At 66.1% G+C, this 4,898-nt stretch carries 4 protein-coding genes; 2 read left to right on the top strand and 2 right to left on the bottom strand.

Annotated features, from left to right (window positions below):
• Positions 1-1,010 (bottom strand): ribonuclease D (locus AC1DT2_RS15690; RefSeq protein ID WP_477297324.1); only part of this gene is annotated, 1,010 nt, incomplete at its 3' end.
• 111 nt (positions 1,011-1,121) lie between these two features.
• On the opposite strand from AC1DT2_RS15690, the gene AC1DT2_RS15685 reads away from it, so the two are divergent.
• The gene (locus AC1DT2_RS15685; protein ID WP_477297322.1) at positions 1,122-3,077 is read left to right on the top strand and encodes a formylglycine-generating enzyme family protein; all 1,956 of its coding nucleotides are present in this window, start codon (positions 1,122-1,124) and stop codon (positions 3,075-3,077) included.
• A 104-nt stretch (positions 3,078-3,181) separates the two neighbouring features.
• Positions 3,182-3,526 carry a hypothetical protein gene (locus tag AC1DT2_RS15680; protein ID WP_477297320.1) on the top strand — a complete coding sequence of 115 codons (345 nt, stop codon included), beginning with the start codon at positions 3,182-3,184 and terminating at the stop codon, positions 3,524-3,526.
• 3 nt (positions 3,527-3,529) lie between these two features.
• Here AC1DT2_RS15680 and AC1DT2_RS15675 read toward each other — a convergent pair whose 3' ends face one another.
• Positions 3,530-4,735 carry a GAF domain-containing sensor histidine kinase gene (locus tag AC1DT2_RS15675; RefSeq protein WP_477297319.1) on the bottom strand — a complete coding sequence of 402 codons (1,206 nt, stop codon included), beginning with the start codon at positions 4,733-4,735 and terminating at the stop codon, positions 3,530-3,532.
• Positions 4,736-4,898: the final 163 nt, after the last annotated feature.

Below are 4,898 nucleotides of genomic sequence, written 5' to 3'. Positions count from 1 at the left end.
GAGCAGAGCAGGCCGGGCGGAAGATCGAGCTGGGTGGCGAGCAGGTCGATGACGCTGCGCATTTCGTTGATGGCGCGCTTCGCGTCGCCCACGGGGTGACCCACGACCGGGGCGGTGGATTCGATTTCCTGGGCGTCCACCGGCCGCTGGAGCAGGTCGAACAATTCCTTGCGCTGGGGTGCACGCAATGCGCGGGTGCCGCGCACGCGCTCGTCCAGATACGCGGCGTCGCGCGGCAGGGCGTTGCTGAGGTCCAGGGCCTGAGCATCCTCGAGCAGCCACGAACGCGGCTTGTCGAGTTCGCGGGCGGTGGTTTCGCGCCAGCGCAGCACGCGACGGAGGAGGGCTTGTTTCTCCGGCGTCCATTCCGCAGCGCCCTTGAAGCTGCGCTGCGGTTGCGGATCCCCTTCGCGCTCGCTGGCCCGGCGCTTCATGCGTGCGCAGTCTTCCGCATGCCAGGCGGCGCGATCGCGCTCCACAAGGCGCTCGCTGAGGATGGCGTGCACGGGATGAAGGTGGACGACATCGAGTGTGGCGTAAAGCTTCTGCGATTCGGTCAGCGGGCGCTGCAGCCAGTCGCTGCGCGTCTCGCCCTTGTCGAGTTCGGCGCCGACCAGCTCAGCGACGAGGGCACGGTAGCTGATGCCCAGTCCCATGCCGACGAAAGCCGCGGCGATCTGCGTGTCGAACAAGGTGTGGGGGCCGTCGGGCAGGAACGGCGACATCGCTTCGAGATCTTCGCCGGCGCTGTGCATCACCGTGACCACCGGGTTCTCGGCGAAGGTCGGGCGGAGCACGTCTCCCAGCGGAAAGGCCACCGGATCGATCAGGGCGTAGCGGCCATCGTGGGCCAACTGAAGCAAGGCGAGCTGCGGGTAAAAGGTATTGCGCCGCATGAACTCCGTGTCGAGTCCGACGACGGCGGTCGGGCCGACAGGGGCAAGCCAGGTGGCAAGCTCCTCGTGATTGTCGATCCACGGTGCAGCGGGAGCGAGGTCGCTCGATGTCATTCCTGCGTCCTTGTACGTACATGGAACGCGCGCGACGTTCGTGTTGCCCTGCCGCACGCGATTCTCTAAGGTGGCAGCGCACGATAGCAGGCCCGCACGGAACAACCCACCATGCCGAACACCGAGACCGTCCGCCGACAGCGCGCCATTGGCGGCTCCCTGGGTGTCGCTGTGCTCGGTTTTGCCTTGTTCTATCACTTCTTTCCGCAACTGCTGCACGTCGAGCCGGGCCAGAATACGCCGCGTTCGCCGATGCGCGGACAGCCCACGACCATGGGCTTCGATCAACGCCCCCAGGCCGCACCCGGGGCCATCGTGTCCGAAATCGACGCCGGGCCGCCGATCATGCTCGCGCCGTCATCGGTGATCGCCGCACGCCGCCGGGAGAAGACCAACGAAGTCCAGCTTCCGGCCCAGAAGACGCCGGATTCACCCGAGCTGACCGCCTTGCTCGACCGTGCGGACAAGGCGCTTCAGGCGGATCGCCTGGTGGGTGGCAAGGACAGTGCCGCTGCGATGTTCACGGCCGTCCTCAAGGAAAAGGGCGATAGCCAGCGCGCCCTGGGCGGCATGGACGAGGTCCGTGCGCGGCTCGCGGCGGAGATCGAGCAGGACATCGCCCTGGGTGATGCCGACACCGCGCGCGACGGGCTCGCAGCGCTCAAGGCGCTACCGGGAACCACCGCCGAGGTCGCGCCCTTGCAGGAAAAACTGGCTGTCCTCGACAAGGTGAGACCCATGCTCGGGAAGGCGGCCGGTCAGCTCCAGGAAGGCAAGGCGGAGCAGCCGCGTGGCGACAGTGCCCTGGACACCTACCGGGCGGTGCTGCAGCTCGATCCCGACAACGCCGTGGCGGAGCAGGGCGTCATCCAGGTCCAGCGTGTCGTACTCGACAAGGCGCTCGCCGCCGTCGCCCAGAACGATTTCAGCGCCGCGGACGCCGCGCTGGCGGAGGCCGCGACGATCCTTCCCGAATCGCAGGGCCTGCAGGACACCCGAGGCCGCATCGAAGGCATGCGTCGGCAGAGCGGTGCGGCGATGCTGGCCCAGGCGCGTTCCGCGCTGGACGCCGGCAACATCGAGCTCGCGCAGCAGCTGGCGACCAAGGCACAGCAAGTCAGCCCCGATCTGGCGGGTATCGACGACTTCAACGAGAGGGTGACCAACGCCCGTCTCTACGCAAGCTACAAACCGGGTCAGGTCATCGCCGATCGCTTCGTCGACTCGACCGGGCAGGCCCCGGCCCTCGTCGTCTTGCCCACGGGACATTTCATGATGGGCTCGCCGGATGGCGAGCGGGGCCACGACACCAATGAGTCCCCCGCGCATGAAGTCCAGGTCGATAAAGGCGTCGGCATGGGGCGCAGTTCCGTGACGATCGGACAGTTCCGCGACTTCGTACGCTCAAGCGGTTACGTTCCGCAATCGCAGTCCCTGGGCGGTGGCAGCGTCTACGATGAACAGAGCGGCGGCCTTCGCGACGAAGCGTCGGCGACCTGGCAGGACGACTATGCGGGCAAGCCTGGCCAGGAGCGCCTGCCGGTCATCAACGTTTCATGGAACGACGCCAAGGCCTACGCGGACTGGCTGTCGCAGCGAACGGGCAAGAAGTATCGCCTTGCCAGCGAGGCCGAGTTCGAATATGCGTTGCGCGCGGGCAGCACGACGCGCTACTGGTGGGGTGACGACAATCCCACCTCGCGCGTGGAGAACCTCACCGGTGGCAATGACCGTTCCGGCTCCGGGCGCCGTTGGAGCAATGCGTTCAGCGGCTATAAGGACAGCTACTGGGGGCCGGCGCCGGTCATGAGTTTCACCCCGAATCCGTTCGGCCTGTATGACATGGGCGGCAACGTGTCGGAATGGGTCGGGGACTGCTGGCACGACAACTACATTCGCGCACCGCGCACGGCGGAAGCCTGGGTCAATCCGGGCTGTTCGCGGCGGGTGATCCGCGGCGGGTCCTGGGGCAGCGCGCCGGACATGGTTCGCTCCGCCTATCGTCAGGGAGCGGATGCCGATCTGCGCAGTGCGCGCGTCGGCTTCCGCGTGGTTCGTGAACTGTGATGCTTGTTGCGAAGGTTTGCCGAAACCGCACCACGTAACGCTTGACGCCGACCCGTTACTGGTTACAAATGTGGTGTCGCCTCTCAGCCGCCACGAGGTCCTGCGTGTCTACCTCCATCATCGTTGGCTATCGGCCGTTCCCGGGCCGCACCGATCTGGTCGTTTCGATCCTGCTGGAAATCTACGAGGCGATGCAGCGGGCGGGCCTGATCACGGCGCGACGCCCGTGGATCATGCGAAGCGAGGACGGAAACATCGTCGCCGCCTTCGAAATGACCGATCAGTACTCGTTTGCGGCATCGGAGAAGTTGCGCGAAGTGAGTGTGTTGCGCGCCCGCCTGATGGGCGTCGCCGAGCGACTTCCGCTGGCAAGCCTTGCCGAGAGCGAACAACCCTACGCGGAATTCGAGACCACCACCGACTACCCGGCGGCGAGTGCCGCGCGCTGAGCGTCAGGCGCCGGTGAGCGGCAGGCGCAGGGTGAAGCAGGTGCCCTCGTCCGTGCTGGAGCAGACCGTGAGCGTGCCTCCGTGGGCACGCGCGATCTCCGAGGCGATATACAGTCCCAGCCCGAGTCCGGGGCGTGGCGTCGCGCTTTCCGGTCGATAGAACGGCTGGAACAGCATGCCCTGCGTGGCGGGATCGATTGGCGTACCGAAGTTGGTGACCTCGAGCACGACAGCGTTGTCTTCGACGCGCCCGTCGACGCGGATCGCCCGTCGCGTGTCGCCATGGGTCATCGCGTTGTTGAGCAGGTTGGCGAGCAATTGCTGCAGGCGCACCGGATCGAATCGAAGCGCTCTCGGTATGTCCAGGTCGCTGACGATCGTGGCGGTGGGGTGTGCCGCGGAGACCTCGGCCACCACCCGGCCGACCATGGCGGCGAGATCGCCCTGTTCCAACTGGGCCACGGGAATGCCTGAAGCAAGCCGAGCCCGCGCGAAATCCATGATGTCGTCAATCAGGTCGGTCATGCGCTTTGCACTGGCCGTGATGACTTTCGCGAGGCGCCCCGCCCGAGGCGGTAGCGCCATGTCGGCGAGGGCCTCGGCCGCCATGCCTGCTGCCTGCAACGGGCTGCGCAAGTCGTGGCCTACGACGGCGAGGAATTGCTCGCGCAACACGCCTTCGTCCATTGATGTGCGCAGCGCGCGTTCGGCATGTTCCACCCGACCTTCGAGTGCCATCTGCGAGGCAATGAGCTCGCCGTAGAGGATCATCTCGGTCGCCAGCCTGTCTTCGTCCACGATGACGGGGCGCGAATCGATGGCGCACAACGTACCGAAGAATTCACCGCCGACCGTATAGATCGGCACCGAGGCATAGGATTCGAGCCCGTAGTGCTTCGGGGTATGGTGGTTCGAATAGACCGCGTGCTGACTGGCATGCCCGAACACCACGGGGTGGCGGTGCGAGCGGATGTCGTTGCAGATGGTTGTCTCGAGGACCAGGTCCTCGCCAGGCCTTAGCCCGAAACCGAGGTCGTCGCGAACGGCGCAGGCGGTCCAGCGGTTGTCGGTGACGCGCGCTACGGCCGCGAATCGCATGCCGGTGGCACGGACCACGGCGTCGAGGATGCGCGGGACGACGGACAGCCGCGCAATCGCTTCGACCGACACATCGATGTCCGTTTGCAGCATGGCCCCAGGGTGCGTCATCGGGGGAGTCTAGCGGCTGTAAACGACCGCGGCCACAATCAGTGATAGGCTTTTGTGGACTTTTCGATCCAGAAGCGGTGAGGCATGGCGCGTCCACGTGAATTCGACCGGGATACGGCGCTCCAGCGCGCGATCGAGGTGTTTGCCGCCCACGGTTTCGAGG

The organism is Luteibacter sp. P4_E6, assembly GCF_056401535.1.
This window is presented reverse-complemented; position numbering and strand designations above follow the sequence as displayed.

Bases quoted from the DNA above. Each gene is read 5' to 3' on its own strand.
- AC1DT2_RS15685 (WP_477297322.1), top strand. From the start codon at position 1,122: ATGCCGAACACCGAGACCGTCCGCCGACAGCGCGCCATTGGCGGCTCC.
- AC1DT2_RS15675 (WP_477297319.1), bottom strand. From the start codon at position 4,735: ATGACGCACCCTGGGGCCATGCTGCAAACGGACATCGATGTGTCGGTC.